The organism is Campylobacter concisus, assembly GCF_902460545.1.
Taxonomy (GTDB): domain Bacteria; phylum Campylobacterota; class Campylobacteria; order Campylobacterales; family Campylobacteraceae; genus Campylobacter_A; species Campylobacter_A concisus_AE.
Genome location: NZ_CABPUE010000002.1, coordinates 119,406 through 135,766 on the forward strand (window position 1 = coordinate 119,406; position 16,361 = coordinate 135,766).

General features: G+C 40.1%; 15 protein-coding genes. 4 read left to right on the forward strand and 11 right to left on the reverse strand.

The genetic code is table 11. The features are described 5' to 3' along the window. Positions 1-29 precede the first annotated feature (29 nt). From tsaD to FZ949_RS02400, 11 genes are all read right to left on the reverse strand, one after another. Complete coding sequence (gene tsaD, locus FZ949_RS02350; protein ID WP_103580540.1) at positions 30-1,037, reverse strand: tRNA (adenosine(37)-N6)-threonylcarbamoyltransferase complex transferase subunit TsaD; 1,008 nt, start codon at positions 1,035-1,037, stop codon at positions 30-32. Beyond that, a complete protein-coding gene (locus tag FZ949_RS02355; protein WP_103580541.1) occupies positions 1,034-2,326 on the reverse strand; it encodes a M99 family carboxypeptidase catalytic domain-containing protein in 1,293 nt (430 codons plus the stop codon). The genes tsaD and FZ949_RS02355 overlap by 4 nt, the downstream gene beginning before the upstream one ends. Next, positions 2,326-3,561 (reverse strand): uracil-xanthine permease family protein, encoded by a 1,236-nt coding sequence (locus tag FZ949_RS02360; protein WP_021091743.1) that lies wholly within the window; start codon positions 3,559-3,561, stop codon positions 2,326-2,328. Before FZ949_RS02360 ends, FZ949_RS02355 begins: the two co-directional genes overlap by 1 nt. After that, the gene (gene dxr / locus FZ949_RS02365; RefSeq protein ID WP_103580542.1) at positions 3,548-4,657 is read right to left on the reverse strand and encodes a 1-deoxy-D-xylulose-5-phosphate reductoisomerase; all 1,110 of its coding nucleotides are present in this window, start codon (positions 4,655-4,657) and stop codon (positions 3,548-3,550) included. The genes FZ949_RS02360 and dxr overlap by 14 nt, the downstream gene beginning before the upstream one ends. Further along, positions 4,639-5,370, reverse strand: a complete 732-nt coding sequence (locus FZ949_RS02370; protein ID WP_148790087.1) for a phosphatidate cytidylyltransferase — start codon at positions 5,368-5,370, stop codon at positions 4,639-4,641. The genes dxr and FZ949_RS02370 overlap by 19 nt, the downstream gene beginning before the upstream one ends. Before the next feature lie 231 nt (positions 5,371-5,601). Beyond that, entirely contained in the window at positions 5,602-6,501 is a 900-nt protein-coding gene (locus tag FZ949_RS02375; RefSeq protein ID WP_148790088.1) for a restriction endonuclease, read from the reverse strand. A 362-nt stretch (positions 6,502-6,863) separates the two neighbouring features. Then, the gene (locus tag FZ949_RS02380; RefSeq protein WP_021091811.1) at positions 6,864-7,583 is read right to left on the reverse strand and encodes a fumarate reductase iron-sulfur subunit; all 720 of its coding nucleotides are present in this window, start codon (positions 7,581-7,583) and stop codon (positions 6,864-6,866) included. Next, positions 7,576-9,594 carry a fumarate reductase flavoprotein subunit gene (locus tag FZ949_RS02385; protein ID WP_103580242.1) on the reverse strand — a complete coding sequence of 673 codons (2,019 nt, stop codon included), beginning with the start codon at positions 9,592-9,594 and terminating at the stop codon, positions 7,576-7,578. The genes FZ949_RS02380 and FZ949_RS02385 overlap by 8 nt, the downstream gene beginning before the upstream one ends. Positions 9,595-9,608: 14 nt before the next feature. Beyond that, positions 9,609-10,307 (reverse strand): fumarate reductase cytochrome b subunit, encoded by a 699-nt coding sequence (locus FZ949_RS02390; protein ID WP_103580243.1) that lies wholly within the window; start codon positions 10,305-10,307, stop codon positions 9,609-9,611. Positions 10,308-10,426: 119 nt separating this feature from the next. Next, complete coding sequence (gene lgt / locus FZ949_RS02395; protein ID WP_103593997.1) at positions 10,427-11,242, reverse strand: prolipoprotein diacylglyceryl transferase; 816 nt, start codon at positions 11,240-11,242, stop codon at positions 10,427-10,429. Between the two features lie 40 nt (positions 11,243-11,282). Beyond that, positions 11,283-11,924: an IMPACT family protein gene (locus FZ949_RS02400; RefSeq protein ID WP_103593998.1), complete on the reverse strand. Its 642-nt coding sequence runs from the start codon at positions 11,922-11,924 to the stop codon at positions 11,283-11,285. Between the two features lie 126 nt (positions 11,925-12,050). Here FZ949_RS02400 and galU point away from each other — a divergent pair, with 126 nt between their 5' ends. From galU to FZ949_RS02420, 4 genes are all read left to right on the forward strand, one after another. Beyond that, positions 12,051-12,872, forward strand: a complete 822-nt coding sequence (gene galU / locus FZ949_RS02405) for a UTP--glucose-1-phosphate uridylyltransferase GalU (protein WP_103580246.1) — start codon at positions 12,051-12,053, stop codon at positions 12,870-12,872. After that, positions 12,869-14,089 (forward strand): glucose-6-phosphate isomerase, encoded by a 1,221-nt coding sequence (locus tag FZ949_RS02410; RefSeq protein ID WP_103580247.1) that lies wholly within the window; start codon positions 12,869-12,871, stop codon positions 14,087-14,089. The genes galU and FZ949_RS02410 overlap by 4 nt, the downstream gene beginning before the upstream one ends. 2 nt (positions 14,090-14,091) lie before the next feature. After that, positions 14,092-14,637 (forward strand): DUF1287 domain-containing protein, encoded by a 546-nt coding sequence (locus tag FZ949_RS02415; protein ID WP_103580248.1) that lies wholly within the window; start codon positions 14,092-14,094, stop codon positions 14,635-14,637. A gap of 62 nt (positions 14,638-14,699) precedes the next feature. After that, positions 14,700-16,289: an ABC-F family ATP-binding cassette domain-containing protein gene (locus FZ949_RS02420; RefSeq protein WP_103580249.1), complete on the forward strand. Its 1,590-nt coding sequence runs from the start codon at positions 14,700-14,702 to the stop codon at positions 16,287-16,289. Positions 16,290-16,361 lie beyond the last annotated feature (72 nt).

The following is a 16,361-nucleotide window of genomic DNA, read 5'->3' on the forward strand; positions in this document are numbered from 1 at the left end:
GGCGCAAAATTTTATGTTTTTTAAAAAGTTTAATTTAACTCAAGCTTTTTAAAGCTAACTCTTGGATTTATATTTAGCTCGCTATGGCTTACAAACTCGCCTTTTAGGTACTTCTCACGTCCCGCTCTTGCTATCATTAAGGCGTTATCAGAGCAAAACTCAAGTGGAGCTAGCAAAAGCTCGCACTCATTTTTTTGGCAAAGCGTTTCAAGTCTTTTTCGTAAATTTAGATTTGCACTTGCGCCGCCAACTACGCCAAAACGCTTAAAATTTCTTAAACAAAAGACCTTTTCAAGCTTGTTTAAAATGTGCTCACAGGCAGTATTTTCAAATGTGTAGCAGATGTCAGCGATATCCTTTTGTGTGATACTTTCTAGCTTAGAAATTTCAACTCTGACTTGGTTTTTAAGCCCCGAAAAACTATATTCAAGACGTTTATCATGAAGAAGTGGAATGGTAAAATGAAACCTCTCTTTGTCTTTGCAAAGTAGGGCATTTTGCTGAACTACGGCACCGCCTGGATAGCCAAGATCAAGCATTTTAGCAACCTTATCAAAGCTCTCACCAAAGCTATCATCGCCAGTACTTGCAAGCTCCAAAATTTCACCATTTTCGTCAATCTCTAAGATCATCGTATGCCCGCCACTAACTAGCAGGACGCCAAGTGGAAAGGTGGCTTCGCAATCTAAAAATAGTGAGTAGATGTGACCAACTAGGTGATTTACGGCAATTAGCGGGATATTAAGAGCCACGCTTAGCGCTTTTGCCATGCTGACGCCACCTATTAGGCTCACACTAAGACCCGGCTCATTTGTCACAGCGATCGCTTTTATATCTTTAAAATTTGGCAAGATATTCTCTAAAAGTGCTGGCAGTGCCTTTGTGTGAAGTCTAGCTGCAAGCTCAGGAACCACGCCACCAAAGATAGCGTGCTCCTCTTCTTGAGAAATTTTTTTATAATAAATCTTCTCTAAAGTGCATTCATCTATGAGTGCGACCGAGCTATCATCGCAGCTACTTTCGATGCCAAGTATCATCTAAACTCCGCTAAGATCATGCCAGCAAATTTCTCTTTGCCATCTTCGTTTTTATAAAACTCGACTCTATAAATTTTGCCATCTTTATCGATGCTATAGCTTTTATTTAGGCTATTTTTAGCCACTTCTTGCTCGCTCTCATCTATACTTTTTGTACCGTATCCTATGACATTTACGCGTACGTTTTTGAGTGATTTTATTTTAAAGCTCTTTTTCACGCTAAATTTATCGCCACTTTTTAATGTAAGCTCGCTGCCGTCGCTTATTAGTGAAATTTCCTCAAGCGGCTTTGCAAACTCAAAATATTGTGGCTTTAGCCTAGTAACAAAGCGGTTGCCGTATTGCACTTTGAAGCTACCATTTTCTTTTATGACGGCTATTAGCGGATTTGGTGAGCTGTAGTTTAACTCGCCTTTTTTAAGTGGGACAAAATTTATTAAAGGCTTTAGATTTTTAAGGCTTATCGCGTATGAATTTTCAAGTTCAAGTCTGATCTCTTTTTCGATTGCTCTTTTTACGCTTTTAACATCAAGATTAAACGGCCTAGTAAAGCTAATGCCAGCCTTTTTCATATATTCTTCAATAGCGATTAGATGGTAATAAGTCCTTTGCTCGGCGTTTAAATTTTTACTAGCTTCGTTTGCAAAGGCTGATTTATTTTGCGTGATAGCATAGTAAGTTAGGCTTTTTAGCATCTCTTTGTCACCCATTGCGGTGTGCGTATTTTTGATGTGATACTGGTGTTTTTGATCTATTAGATGCTTGTTTAGCACATCTTTTACGCTTGAAGCAATGTTTTCAAGCTCTGGATATTTTGAGCCAGGAAGCGTGCTTTGATCTATTATGCAAGTGTTGCCCCATTTATCTGGATTTTCGTCTTTGTTTATAAATTTATCTCTGTAATATCCGCTTCCATCGTGCAAATTTAAGATGAGCGTGACGTTTTTATCAGTGATGACATCTTTTATCTTCATTACTGAGTTATAGTCTGGATCGTTTTTATCAACATGGGCAAATTTTCTATTCATATCGCCTTTTGTGCCACGACTTCGCTCGATTATGCTTGGGAAATTTAAATTTGGCACGACCCAAAGTGAACCTTTTGTGATGTTATAGTCGGTAGCCACGATAGAGGCTGCCAAAAAGCCACCCGGCTCATCGCCTTGAATGCCACCGATTAACAACATCGTGTTTTCGCTTGGCTCACCTTTTTTGATAAGCGCATAGTCTAAAGTATTGGCTAAACTAGCAGTGGTAAAGGTTAGTAAAAAAAGTAAAAATTTACGCATTAATATCCTTCGTAATGCTTTGTCTTTGGTAAAAGCAAATTTAAAACTATGCCAGTAACCGCACCAAGCCCTATGCCTGAAAATTTAACCGCACCAAGGTCAAGCACCATGCCACCTATGGCAAAGATAAAAATGAGGGCTACGATTATCATGTTTCTAGGGTCTGCAAGGTCAACTTTATTTTTTATAAGTGTCTCCATGCCAACGCTTGCGATGATACCAAAAAGTAGCAGCATGATACCGCCGATGACTGGGGCTGGGATAGTTGAGAGCACAGCTCCTAGCTTGCCAATGAAGGCTAGCACGATGGCAGTGATCGCCGCAAAGGTCATGATTGCTGGATTATAAGCTTTTGTAAGGCTAACTGCGCCTGTGACCTCTGAGTATGTAGTGTTTGGTGGGCCACCAAAAAAGGCAGCAAGCGAAGTGGCAAGACCATCTCCAAGGAGCGTATTTTTAAGCCCTGGATTTTTTAGAAAATCCTCTTTTGTGACGTTTGAGATAGCAAGCATATCGCCTATGTGCTCGATTGCTGGAGCGATGGCGATAGGTATCATATAAATGATCGCTTCAAACTCAAATTTTGGTGTAGTGAAATTTGGCATTCTAAACCAAGGTGCATTAAAGATAGGGGTAAAATCAACCATGCCAAAGCAGTAAGCTACGATGTATCCGACGATAATACCAAGCAAAATAGGTATAAGCCTAAACATGCCACGTCCAAGCATCATCACTAAAATGGTAGCCACTAGCGAAATGCCAGCGACGATCATTGCTTCATTTTGAGTATAAATTTCAGTGGCTGATGTTGCCATTTTGACGGCATTTGGAGCAAGGATTAGGCCTATTGTCATGATGACCGGCCCAACGACAACTGGGGGCAAAATTTTATGCAAAATTTTCTCTCCGCCAAATCGGACCACGAGGCTTAAAACAACGTAGAAAAATCCAGCAAATATAACGCCCCCCATAGTCACGGCTATGCCCCATTTTTCGATACCGTACTGAAGTGGCGCGATAAAAGCAAAGGAGCTTGCTAGAAAGATTGGCGGAACATTTTTTCTAGTGATTAGCTGAAAAAGTAGCGTGCCAAGACCGGCCGTAAAGAGAGCTACATTTGCATCTAGTCCCGTAAGTATCGGCACTAATACCAGTGCACCAAAGGCGACAAATAAAAACTGAACGCCGATTAAGCTTTGTTTGGGATCAAATTTATAACCCTCATACCTTTGCATTTAACATCCTTTTTGCGTAATTTCTAACTTCTTTATCAGCTTCAAAAATTTCATCAATATTTGAAATTTTAATATTTCTAAAATTTTTAACAGAGCTTAAAACGAGCCTTGAGATATCCAAAAACGAGCATTTTTTCTCTAAAAAGCTAAACACTCCAACCTCATTTGCAGCATTTATCACTACACCTAGATCAGGGTTTGCTAGGACCTCATCTTTTAGCGAAAAAATGGGATATTTTTTAAGGCTGATTTTATGAAATTTTATATTTTTTAGATCAAGTAAATTTGCGTGTGAGACAATATTTTCACTGACATTTTCAAACATAGCATGAGCGATAGCTAGTTTCATGTCAGGTTGCGAGAGGTGCATCGTGCTTGAGCCATCTATAAATTCAACTACGGCATGTATCGCAGAAGTTGGCTCTATCACAGCCTCGATCTCCTTGATGCCATAAAGCCAGTAAGCTTCCATCACCTCAAAAAGCTTATTTGCCATCGTCGCACTATCAATCGTGATCTTTGCGCCCATATCCCAGTTTGGGTGTTTTAGTGCGTCACTTGGCGTGGCGTCTTTTAGAAATTTGATCGGCTTTTTATAAAATGCGCCGCCACTTGCTGTGATGATGAGTCTTTTTGGTGCAGTTTTATTTTCAAGTAGAAATTTAAGCCCAAAATGCTCGCTGTCTATTGGTAAAATTTCTCTAGTTTTTAGAAATTTGCCGCCAACAACAAGACTCTCTTTGTTTGCAAGCGCAAGCCTTTTGCCAAGAGCTTGTGTCTTTAGACTAGGAGCAAGGCCAGCAAAGCCAACAAGGGCGTTTATTACCTTTTTTGAGCTTGAAATTTCTAGCATTTGTAGCAGTCCAGTCTCACCAAAAAAGATATTTTTAGCTTCTATGTTTTTTACATTTTTAGCTAGCTTTTCATCGCCTACGCAGACAAATTTTGGCTTAAATTTTAAGATTTGCTCATTTAGTAAATCTACATTTTTAGCGCAGCTTAACGCCTCAACCTCTACGCCAAATTTTTCGCAAAGGTTAAGGGCGTTTTTGCCAATTGAACCAGTTGAGCCAAGTATTACCACGAGAGCGACCAAAGTAGGGCGACTACGCCAAATAAATAACCATCTATCCTATCAAGCATGCCACCGTGTCCTGGGAATAGCGAACCACTATCTTTGACACCGCAAAGTCTTTTTAGGTAACTCTCAAACAAATCTCCCCAAACTGCAAACACGCAGACTAAAAAGCTTGAAAATAAAATTTGAAAAAATCCTTCAGTAACAAAATTTCCAACAATGCAGCCAATCACTGTGCCTATCGCCACACCGCCTGCTGCACCTTCGATTGTTTTGTTTGGTGAGCTTGGGCTAAATGGATGTTTGCCAAACATTTTACCAACAAAAAATGCACCGCTATCGCTTGCAACTACGCTTAAAATAAGCCATACAAGATAGCCTACGCCATACTCTGAGTAAAGCATCCACATCATAAAGATCGGCGTGGTCGGATAGACAAAAGGTACGACTAGTTTTAAATTTTCACTTTTTATGTGAGCTAGGATCGAAGCAACCAGCATGATAGCAAGGATCGCTATGAAAATTGGATTTGTAAAATATGTAAGCACGTAAAAAGCAAGTGCGGCAAAAACTAGCTGTTTGTGATCGATATTATAAAGCTTGAGCGACTCATTAAATGCAAAATAAAGCACAGCGCCGAGCAAGATAAAATTTAAAATATAATTATCAATAAAAAAAACTACTAAAATAGCAACAAACATCAAAACGCCAGTGATTATGCGAGATTGCATATCCTCTCCTTAAAATCGTTATTTCGCTGTAATTATAACACTTAAATTTTAGACGGCGTTTATAAGAGTAAAATTTGATCTAAAAAGCATTTTAAGCTGGTAAATTTGGACTATTTTGGCGTTAGTAAAGATTTAAATTTGTTTTTAAGCAAATAAATAAAGCAAGACCAAAATGATCCCAAGTAGTAACTTGCAATAAATATACGCAGTAGTACTTTATGGCTTAAAATTTTAAAAATTATTTTCCTCAAAAAAGTCTGTGTCGATTTTGCAAATTTCATATATTTGGCTTGTTTGAACGCCGACTTTGTATTTTATCATTAGCTCTGCAAGCTTGTCGCCGTCTATCAAAACCACGCTAAAATTTTGATTATCTTTGGCGAAAATTTCAGCTTCTTTAGTAAATTTTGCCGTAGTGATAAAGACACCTTTTTTAGTATTTTTATTTGAGATGGCGCCGATAAACTGCTGAATTTCTGGCCTACGGATATTACTACCGTCTTTGTATCTTTTTGCTTGGATATAAATTTTAGAAAGTCCAAGTTCATCTTCATCTATGATGCCATCTATCCCGCCGTCTGGGCCTTTGTTTGTGAGATTTCCAGCTCCATAATTCATCTTTTCAAGTAGCTTTGTTACAAGGTATTCAAAAAATCTTGGCTCTTTTTCTAAAATGCTAGATAAAATTTCACTTTTTAGCTCTTCTTTTATTTTGCAAAGCGCTTCATCTATATTGTCATCTGGGGTATTTTCTGTGGCTTCTTTTTTCTCTTGCCTTATCTCTTGTTTGTAAATTTCATCGTACCAAGAGAGAAATTTGCTCTTTTTGTCCTTGCTACTTACTAGCTCTTTGCCAAAATTTGTTATGGCAAATAGGCTTCTACCAACTTTTTCAAGAGGTATCATTTTTGGTTTTGATCTAACTTGTGTGGTTGTAGCTAGATAAAATAGTGCCCAACTTGTTCTACTCATATAGGTTGGTGTCCTATTTTTTATTTTTTGCAAAAGATCTTCATCTTTTAACTTAAAATGCTCAATTATAAATTTAGAAATTTCAGCTCTATTTACTTCTTTCTTTTGCGCGACAAATTCTAAAATAGGCAGCATCATATCTTTATAGCTTGGCAACATTTTATATCCTTAAATGAAGCAAATTTTTGAAATTATATAAATTTTTTGGCTTAAAAGCTATAATCAAAACATGAGATGTCTTGGCCTAACAAATTTTCTTTTAGAAAATATTAGCTTATTTGTAAATACCTTTGCTACGATATTTGCATTAATTTTTTGTTTTGTTTCTGGTGTTGGAATCGTCTTTATATTTATCGCATTTCCACTTGGTTATATAATGGGCGCACTCTTATCAATCCCATTTTTGATATTTTTATTTTTCTTATTTTTATCTATTGATATCTTTTTATGCCTTTTGGTATCTATTTGCAGTCTTTTTTAATAAATTTAGAAGTAAATTTGGGGCTTTTACAGCCCCTTTGCTATTTTATAGCAGCCATTTTTCTACGCATATAAGCTATGCGGCTTTGAAGTGGTAAGTGTTTAGGGCAGTTGTCTTCACAGCCTAGCAAAGTCATACAGCCAAACACGCCGTCATCGTCGCCGATAAGCTCGTAAAAGTCCTCATCGGTTCGTTTATCAAGCGCGTCGATTTTAAACCTAGCTACGCGGTTAAGTCCGACCGCTCCGATGAAATCAGGCCTCATGATAGCCGTACCGCACGCAGCCACGCAGATACCGCACTCGATGCAGCGGTCAAGCTCAAATACCTCTTGAGCTACTTCAGGCTCGACTTTTTCCTCAAGCTTAGAGATATCGGTCTCGTGGTCGGTGTGTATCCAGCTCTCCACACGCCTACTCATCGCATTCATCCAGTTACCCGTGTCTACGCTTAAGTCTTTTAGTAACTTAAATACTGGCAAAGGCATAAGCTCAATTACTCCGCTTTCAAAATCCTTAGTAAGAGTTCTACAAGCTAATCTTGGCTTACCATTTACAAGCATACCGCAGCTTCCGCAGATACCAGCACGGCAAACGAAGTCAAAGCTAAGATCTGGGTCAAATTTCTCGCGAATCATATTTAACGCGATAAACAATGTCATACCATCAGTCTCTTCTAGCTCGTAGGTCGCAAAATGCGGCTTTGAAATTTTACTTAACGGATTATATTTAAATGCTTTTATAGTTATTTTTCTACTCATATCCTATTCCTGCTCTTTCGTTTGGTGCTTTATATTTTGGTTGAAGATCATAGTGCATTAAAGCCTCTTGAATTTCTTGCCTGCTCTTACCTTCAGCTTGCATTTTCTCACGAATTTCATCAACCTCTTTTTGGCGGATGGCACTATCTGGATGCTCAATAATATTACCTTTCGCACCATAGCCTCTAAATGCTGGTGGCATTTCCATTTTCATAATATCAAGTGGCTCATATACGATAGTCGGTAGCGTATCGCCCTCTTTCCAGCTAGTTAGAGTTCTGTTTAGCCAGTTTAGGTCGTCGCGTTTTGGATAGTCTTCGCGGCAGTGAGCTCCGCGGCTCTCGGTGCGATCAAGCGCGCCTTTTGCGATACAAAGGGCTAGTTTTAGCATCTTTGGTACACGGTAGGCTTCCTCAAGCTCAGGGTTGCCAAATAGCGCCTTGTTTGTGACTTTAACGTCTAAAGATTGTTTATAAAGCTCTTCTAGCTCTTTTACCGCTATGGCTAGACCTTCGCCGGTTCTAAAGATCGCCACGTGCTCCCACATAATGTCTTTCATCTTGTTTTTGATCTCAAATACGTTAAATTTGCCCTCTTTTTCAACAAGGCTTTTTAGATAGTCTTCCTCTTTTTTAACGAATTTTTCGATGTCGTTAGTGTTTATCTCGATCTCGTGTTTACCGCAGTAGTCAGCAAAATAATCGCCCACGATCATGCCTGCAACGACAGTTTCTGAAACGGAGTTGCCGCCTAGGCGGTTAAATCCGTGCATATCCCAGCAAGCAGCCTCGCCGGCACTAAATAGACCCGCTAAAGTCGGGCTCTCGCCTGTAGGCTTAGTCTTGATGCCGCCCATAGAGTAGTGCTGCATAGGAAGGATCGGCGCCCATCCTTTGCCGCGTTGGCGTCCATTTTCATCAGTATACACTTCAGTATCAGCTGGATCTATACCGTTAAAGATTTCGCAAATTTCTTGAACGTCGCGTAAGTTTTTCTCGATATGCTCGCGTCCTAGGATCGAGATATCTAGCCAAACGTGATAGCCATAAGGGCTAGGTACGCCTTTACCTGCGCGGATATGCTCCATGATGCGGCGACTTACGACGTCGCGGCTAGCTAGTTCTTTTTTCTCAGGCTCATAATCAGGCATAAAGCGATATCCGTCTACGTCGCGCAAAATTCCGCCGTCGCCGCGGCAACCTTCCGTTAGCAAGATACCGCTTGGAACGATCGGAGTCGGGTGAAACTGCACCGCTTCCATATTTCCTAGCTGAGCAACGCCGGTCTCAAGAGCGATGGCTGCGCCGATACCCTCGCAAACTACGGCGTTTGTAGTGTGTTTATAAACCCTTCCGTAGCCGCCCGTAGCGATTAGCGTACCTTTTGCGACGTATGCAGTGATTTCGCCGTTAACTAGATCGCGAACGATCGCGCCGTAACAGCGGTTGTTTGCATGAATTAGCGCGATAGCTTCTTTTCTGTCGTGGATTTCGACGTTATGTTTTAGAGCTTCGTTTGCTACGGCGAAAAGCATAGTGTGTCCGGTGGCGTCGGCTGTAAAGCATGTTCTCCATTTTTTAGTTCCGCCAAAGTCGCGAGAGTGGATGAGTCCGTGGACCTCTTCTTTTTCTACGATAGTCGTTTTTTGAGCGTTGATGATAGCGCTTCTCTCGCCTTTTGTTATACGAGTCCAAGGCACGCCCCAAGCCGCTAGCTCGCGAATCGCCTTAGGCGCGGTTTGACAAAACATACGTGCAACTTGCTGATCGCAACCCCAGTCGCTACCTTTTACCGTGTCAGCAAAGTGTACATCCTCGTTGTCGCCTTCGCTCATTTTTGAATTTCCCAAAGAGGCTTGCATACCGCCTTGCGCAGCCGCAGAGTGCGAGCGCTTTACAGGTATGAGACTTAAAACGACGGTACTTAAGCCCTTTTCTCCAGCAGCCACAGCAGCTCTAAGACCAGCTAGACCACCACCAATTACCAATGCATCATAATATTTTACATTCATCTTCTAGCTCCTTTTTAATGGCTGATCCACACGAAATCGGCGATTAGCGCAATTATAGCAAGTATGCCATAAACGGCAAATACAATTGTTTTTGCCTTATTTCTTTTGGCAAACATTTCGTGCTTATTTGCACCATCAATGCTTATCCATTTGACATACAAGCGGTACATACCGATACTAGCGTGAACGACCATAAAAACAAGTAGCGCGAAGTAAAAAAATTCTAATTGATGAAATGCAGCCGCTGATTTGTCGGCAGTGATGTGTCCACCAAAGACTATATCCACTAGGTGTGCGCTGGCTGCAAAAAATAGAGCAAAACCGGTTAAAAACTGAAACCACCAAAGCGTAGTATCAAGGTGCTTCATGCGGTCTTTGTGGCCTCTAAACATTAGATATTGTCTGTAGTTTGCTGGAAATTTTCTCATAGCTAAAAATGCATGAGCGATAAAAATGGCAAATATTACCGCAGCTATGACGTTAGTGATCCACCAAGTAGCTTCTCCAAATAAAAATTTAGCCTCCGCAAACCCTACGACAGCGTTAAATGCGTCTTTACCAAGTAGTATAGTAGAAGTAAAAACCATATGGCACAATATAAAACAGGCCAAAATAAACCCTGTAATACTTTGCCATCTATCCCAAGCGGCTGGAGTGCGACTTTTTTTGTCGTCCGACCGTTTTCCCAAAAAACCTTCTATAAGCCCGGTCATGAGCCCTCCTAAGAAATTTGAAATAAATTATCATTTCTTAATACTAATTTAAATATTAGTATTAATTGATAAAGCTAATGCTATCAGATTTTTACTTTAATATTTTTTAAACACTTATATTAGAGCTTTGAAAATTTTTTATAAAGCATGGCATAAATAAAAATTCCAAAACCACACATGATAAGTGATAAAATTTGACCCATTGAAAGATTAAAAATAATAAATCCAAGCCCTGAGTCAGGCTCTCTAAAAAACTCGCAAATAAATCTTGCAAAAGTGTATAAAATAGCATAAAGCGCGATCAGCTCGCCATTAAATTTCTTAAATTTTCTATATAAAAATAAAATAATAAAAATAACTAAACCTTCTAAGAATGCCTCATAAAGCTGACTAGGATGTCTTGGTTGCCCAAAAACATTTATCGCCCAAGACACATCCGTAACTCGTCCAAAAAGCTCTTGATTTAAGAAATTCCCAATCCTGCCAAATGTATAGCCAAAAGGTATGCAAACGGCACAAAGGTCAAGTAGCTGCCATAAATTTTGTTTATACCTTTTGCAAAATAGATATGTCGCAAGCAAAAAGCCAACTACTGCTCCGTGGTAACTCATGCCACGAATTCCTATAAACTCGCCGTTATGAAATGGATTAAAAATTTGCCAAGGTTGTGTCAAGTAGTAGCTTACTTCGCCTGAATAGACTAAAACCCAGCCAAGCCTAGCGCCTAAAATAACGCCTATCTCTACCCAAAAAAAGTAATTATCCAAAAGCTGATTTGAGATTGGGATTTTATCTTTTTTAACGAGATATTTTGCCATGGCAAGCGCCAAAACAAGGGCTAAGATATACATAAGCCCATACCAGTGCACGCTAAAGCCAAAGACGCTAAAGGCGACTGGGTTAAAGTGGTTATAAATGTCGTTCCAAATTTCCATTTTTACTTTCTTTTTAAAATTTTTGCGATTTTACAATGATTTAGCTTTGATGAGCGAATAAGCTCTTGCCACTAAGCGCAAGGGCTAAAAATTTAAACTCACTTGCTTCAAATTCTTTGCAAAATTTAAACAGCTCGGCAAACTCAGCCTCGTTTAAATTTATGCTCCAAATCGCTCCAAGGTCATTAAATTCTCTTTCAAACTCGCTTAAATTTTTAGTAGCAAAATAGTGCTCAAAGCGGCTCATCAGCGAAAATGGCGTAAAAAATTTGATCTCATCTTTTATCTCAAATTTCATCACGCCACCATCTTTTATCGCTTCATTTATCACCTCATTTACGGCTCCTGAGTAGGCTCTGACTAACCCTCCAGTGCCAAGCTTTATCCCGCCAAAATACCTGACTATTAAGACGCCAACATTTATAAGATCAGCGCCCCTTAGCGCGTTTAGGCTTGGCTGACCGCTAGTGCCCTTTGGCTCGCCGTCATCACTTTGATTTTCAACGATTTGTCCGTATTTGTTTAATTCCCTTGTCGCCCAAACTACATGAACGGCCTTAAAATGCTCCTCTTTTAGGCGTTCATGCAAACTTTTAAATTCGCTTATCGGGCACAAAAATGCTAAAAAATTTGACTTTTTTATATCAAGCTGGGCTTTAAAAATCCTATCAATCGTCTGCAAATTTGCTCTTTTTTTAAAATTTTAAAAATCTTATCAATTTGCTAATTAAAGCCTTGTAAATTCAGAGAAATTTATATTATTAAGGAAAAGATAGTAGAATTTTGCAATTTTTTATGAAGGACTAAAATGATACAAACTTGCCTATTTCCAGCAGCTGGATATGGAACGAGGTTTTTGCCAGCCACAAAATCGCTCCCAAAAGAGATGTTGCCGATCCTTACAAAACCGCTCATTCACTACGGCGTTGATGAGGCGCTTGAGGCTGGCATGGATAATATGGCCTTTGTCACAGGACGCGGAAAAAGGGCGCTTGAGGACTATTTTGACATCAGCTACGAGCTAGAAAAAGAGATCGCAGGCAGCTCAAAAGAGTCACTGCTAAGCGAGGTTAGAAATTTAATGAGTTCGTGTACATTTTCATTTACGAGACAAAATGCTATGAAAGGGCTTGGGCACGCCATTTATACGGGCAAAACGCTAGTTCGAGATGAAGCATTTGGAGTCATTTTGGCAGATGATTTATGCATAAATGAAAATGGTGAGGGCGTGCTTTCACAGATGGTTAAAATTTATGAAAAGTATCGTTGTAGCGTCGTTGCAGTAATGGAAGTGCCAAAAGAGCAGACCAAGTCTTACGGCGTCGTAAGTGGTAGGTTTATAGAAGATGATCTTATAATGGTCGATGATATGGTTGAAAAGCCTGATCCTACCGAGGCTCCGACAAATTTAGCGATAATCGGGCGCTACATCCTAACGCCAGATATTTTTAACATTTTAGAGCGAACAAAACCAGGCAAAAACGGCGAAATTCAGATCACGGATGCACTAAAAACGCAAGCAAAAGATGGCATGGTGCTGGCTTATAAATTTAGGGGCAAGAGGTTTGACTGCGGCAGCATCGATGGCTTTGTCGAGGCTACAAATTTCTTTTACGAGCGCAGTAAATGATAGAAACTTCATTTAAATTTAACTTTGCAAGTAGCGAAGTCATTGACTCCTACGCTAAACGCATAAACGACGAGTACGAAAGCGGTGAGATAGGCTACTACCACCTGCCAGTGCTTGGGCAAAATTTACTTGGCGAGATCGAGGAGTATGAAAAAGGCCTTGCTCATATCAAAAATGTCGTGCTAGTTGGCATTGGCGGCAGCAGTCTTGGCGTAAAGGCGCTAAAATCGATGCTTGATGGCACAAAGGGGATAAAAAGAGAGCTTTTATTTTTAGATAACGTCGATCCTTGCAGCTACAAAAGCACGCTTAGTGGGCTAAAATTTGACGAGACACTTTTTATAATAAGCTCAAAATCTGGCAATACGATCGAGACGATCACTATTTTTAAGTGCTTGCTTGATGACTTTAAGCCTCAAAATTTAGGCAAAAATTTCCTCATCATCACCGATCCTGGGACAAATTTAGAAAATTTTGCCAAAGAAAATGGCATTAAATTTTTTAATATCCCAAAAAATGTTGGCGGGAGATTTAGCGTATTAAGTGCGATCGGCCTTGTGCCTCTTGGTATCTGCGGCTACGATATAAAGGCACTACTGGAGGGCGCGCTTGCTTGCAAGAAGCAATACATCGAGCAAAAAGATAGCTCCATAGTCGCTAAAGCCTACCATTACGCCACTAGCAGAAATGCCAGTATAAATGTCATTTTTAGCTATTGCGATAGATTTTTTGAATTTAACGACTGGTATGTGCAGCTTTGGGCGGAGAGTCTTGGTAAAAAAAGAGGCTATAAAAGGGTCGGTCTTACGCCAGTTGGACTTGTCGGCAGCCGCGATCAGCACAGCTTTTTACAGCTTATCATGGACGGCGTAAAAGATAAGAGTGTGACATTTATAAAGATAAAAGATCACGCAAGCGACAAAACTATCCCAAATTTAAGCCTAAAAGGGCTTGAAGAGTGTGATTTTGTGGCGGGTCTAAGCCTAAATGAGCTTATAAATTTGCAGTGCGATGCGACGGCTATGGCGCTGGTGCAAGAGGGCATAAGTGTTGATACGATCACGCTTGAGAGGCTTGATGAGTTTCATGCTGGCTGGCTCATTTTTTACTACGAGCTACTAACCTCAGCCACTGGTATCATGCTAGGCATCAACACCTACGATCAGCCAGGCGTTGAGATAGGAAAACGTATCTTAAAAACTATGCTTTTAAAGTAAAAATGAAGAAAATTCTACTTTTGGCTCTTTTTGCCACACAAATTTTTGCCTTTTCGGCGAGTAAATTTGTAAATGACGCTAGGTCGCAGATCGGTGTGACGCTAAGTTACGATCCAAGCTACGAAAGACTTGCCTATCCTATGGGTGACGTGGATATCAAAAAGGGCGTTTGCACCGACGTTGTGGTAAGAGCACTACGTCATCAAGAGATGGATCTGCAAAGACTTGTTTTTGAAGATATGAGTAGAAATTTCGCAAGCTATCCTAAAAAGTGGGGACTTAAAAAGGCTGATAAAAACATCGATCACAGGCGTGTTTTAAACATTGCTACCTATCTAAAAAGAAAAGATTTTGAGGTGAGTGATAATAAATTTCTGCCGGGCGATATCGTCACATGGATGCTGCCAAGAAATCTGCCTCACATCGGTGTGATCTCAGATAAATTTGAAGGCCAAATACCGCTTGTCATCCACAATATCGGCTCTGGCGTGCAAGAAGAAAATATACTTTATAACTACAAGATCACGGGGCATTTTAGACTAAAGTAGCAAAATGGCTTTTTAATCAAATTTTAGGCAAAATCGCAAAAAAATAAATTCAAGGAAAAATAATGTTAGAAGTTAGGGGACTTACTCAAAGATTTGCAAGCAGTTTGCTATTTGAGGATGTAAATTTAAAGCTAAATCGCCACAACAGATACGGACTAATCGGTGCAAATGGCGCTGGCAAATCAACATTTTTAAAAATTTTAAGCGGAGCCATCGAGCCAACTAGCGGCGAGATCATCATAGAAAATGGACTAAAGGTTGGCGTGCTTGGACAAGATCAGTTTGCGTTTGAAAATTTCACTCTAAAAGACGCGGTACTTTATGGCAACAAACGCCTATATGACGCTGTAAAAGAGAAAGAAAAGCTCTATATGAGCGAGGAATTTACAGATGAGATAAATGAGCGCTTAAGCGAGCTTGAGATGATAAGCGCTGAAGAAGACCCAAGCTACGAGTACGAGACTAGGATAGAAAAAATCCTAAGCTCGCTTGGGCTAAATGAATTTGACAAGTTCATGAGTGAGGTTGAAAACTCAGATAAAGTTAAGGTTTTGCTAGCTCAAGTGCTTTTTCCAAAGCCTGACATCTTGTTCTTAGACGAGCCAACAAACAATCTTGATATAGACGCGATCGCATGGCTAGAAAACGAGCTAAACCGCCACGAGGGCACGCTTGTCGTTATTAGCCACGATAGGCACTTTTTAAATAGGGTTTGTACAAACATTTTGGATGTGGATTTTAAGAAAATTCGCGAGTTTTCAGGCAACTATGACGACTGGTATATGGCTGCAAATTTGATCGCAAAGCAGCATGAGATGGAGCGTGATAAGAAGCTAAAAGAGAAAGAGGAGCTGGAGAAATTTATCGCGAGATTTTCAGCAAATGCGAGCAAGGCAAAGCAGGCAACCTCTCGCGCAAAACAGCTTGAAAAGCTCGACATAGCAGAGATCGCAGTATCAAGTAGACGTGATCCTAGCATACTATTTCGTGCAAACCGTGAGATAGGCAATGAGCTAATAGAGCTTAAAAATGTAAGTAAGAAATTTGATGACAAAGTGATATTTGAAAATTTTAACTTTAAGCTTGAAAAGGGCGACAAACTAGCCATTATCGGACACAACGGCGTTGGTAAAAGCACGCTTTGTAAGATCATAATGGGCGAGCTAAAGCCTGACGCTGGCGAGGTGCATATAGGTGCGACCATCGAGCTTGGATATTTTGCGCAAGATACGGTAAATAAGATAGATGGCGAGCTAAAGCTTTATGAATATTTGCAAGATGCCAAAAACAAGGACATCGATGAGATCAGAAAGTGCCTTGGCAGGATGCTCTTTAGCGGTGCTGAGCAAGAAAAGGCAGTAGGCGCGCTAAGCGGTGGCGAAAAACACCGCGTGAGACTAGCTCAGCTTATGCTTCACAGACCAAATTTACTTGTCATGGATGAACCAAACAACCACCTCGATCTTGAGGCTATCATCGCGCTTGGCGAGGCATTTTATAACTTTAACGGCTCAGTTATCTGCGTGAGCCACGATAGGGAGCTAATAGACGCCTTTGCAAATAGAATTTTACACCTAAAAGGCAATGGCGAAGTGGTTGATTTTAAAGGTACATATGAAGAGTATAGAGCAAATTTAGGGTTTGAGAGCTAAAATTTGTTATTTCTTGCTCCTGATTGTAGGGGCAAGATTAAAATTTATATTTACTACAAAATCTTGCAAGTA